This is a genomic window from Streptomyces sp. KLMMK (assembly GCF_036961605.1).
In the GTDB taxonomy this organism is placed as follows: Bacteria; Actinomycetota; Actinomycetes; order Streptomycetales; family Streptomycetaceae; genus Streptomyces; species Streptomyces telluris.
This window is the reverse complement of record NZ_JBAMDC010000741.1, coordinates 1-1,338: the sequence shown is the minus strand read 5'-3', so window position 1 is coordinate 1,338 and position 1,338 is coordinate 1. Positions and strand designations below refer to the sequence as shown.

Sequence of the window (1,338 nt, the reverse complement as noted above, 5' to 3'; positions counted from 1 at the left end):
CTGGCGGCCCGGCTCGCCTTCGCCAACCTCGACGGCGCGCTCGCCCGCGACACGGGGCGCACCACGCGCCGGGGCTCCGTCCTCAACGAACTCGGCGACCGCGCCGCCGATCTGCTCGTCCTGGCCGGCTTCCTGACGCTCGCCCCGCTGTGGCTCGTGGCCACGGCCGCGCTCGCCGCGACGCTGCCCTCGTGGGTGTCCCTCGCGGGCGCGGCGGCGGGGGCCGAGCGGATCAACGGCGGGCCGGTCGGCAAGACGGAGCGGTGTCTGCTGGCCGTCGTGGCCGCCGCCACGGGCTGGGCCGTGCCCGTGCTGGCCGTCGTGGCTGCGGGCTCGGCGCTGACGGCGGCACTCCGGCTGGGCCGGCTGTGGCGCGTGCTGGGCGAGGCGGGTGCGCCCCGGTGAGCACGCTGTACACGGGCGACGTCCTGCCCCGGGTCATACCCGTGGTCGCCGGGGTGCTCGGCGCGGGCGGCCTGGCGGTGGCCTGCCTCCCCGCGCGCGTGGCGATGCGCCGCGAGCTGCGGCGCCGCTGGCTGACCTGGGCCGTGTCGGCCCCCCTCTTCCTCGGGGCGATGTTCCTGCACGAGCTGGGGGCGACGGCGCTGGTCTGGCTGCTGGGGCTGATCGCGGTCGGCGAGTACGCCCGGCTGGCCCGCCTGGGGCGGGGCGAGCGGGCGGTGCTGCGCGCCGCGGTGGTCCTCCTGCCGCTCCTGGCCCTGCTGGAGCACTGGCGCCTCGCGGACGCCCTGGACCTGCGGACCTTCGCCCTGCTCACCGTCGTCGGCGTGCTGCCCGCGGTGCTGTCGGGCGACACCGCACGGGGCGGCGAGCGCGCGGCCCGCACGGTCTTCGGCCTGCTGTGGATTCCCGTCGCACTGACCGGACTTGTGGTATTGGACGGCACGGCGATCGCCGTCGCCGTGGCGGTCGCGTTCGGCGACGTGGGCGCGTGGTGCGGCGGCATGCTCCTGCGCCGCCTCGGCGGCACCCTCGCCCGCCCGCTGTCCCCCCACTCCCCCGCCAAGACCTGGGCGGGCGTCCTCGGCGCGGGCATGGCGGTGGCCGCGGGGCTGGACGTCGCGGGCGCCTTCACCGTCACGCTGTGGGCCGCGGTCCTGGCCGGCAGCGTCCTCGGCGACCTGCTCGAATCCATGCTCAAGCGGGAGGCGGGCGTCAAGGACGCCGGCACCTGGCTGCCGGGCTTCGGCGGCCTCCTCGACCGCATCGACTCCCTGCTCCTCGCCCTGCTCCTGGCCATGGTGGTGACGCTGTGACGACGACCTCTCCGACTTCTCCCTCCGGATCCCTGCGCACGGGGCGGCTGCGCCGCGGACC

2 protein-coding genes are annotated in these 1,338 nt (G+C 77.2%); both read left to right on the top strand.

Translation table 11 applies throughout. The features are described 5' to 3' along the window. Positions 1 to 405: CDP-alcohol phosphatidyltransferase family protein (locus V7793_RS37635; RefSeq protein ID WP_336014246.1), on the top strand; the 405-nt coding region annotated here is incomplete at its 5' end. After that, a complete protein-coding gene (locus V7793_RS37630) occupies positions 402 to 1,277 on the top strand; it encodes a phosphatidate cytidylyltransferase (protein WP_336014245.1) in 876 nt (291 codons plus the stop codon). The genes V7793_RS37635 and V7793_RS37630, both read left to right, overlap by 4 nt. The last annotated feature ends 61 nt before the right edge of the window (positions 1,278 to 1,338 follow it).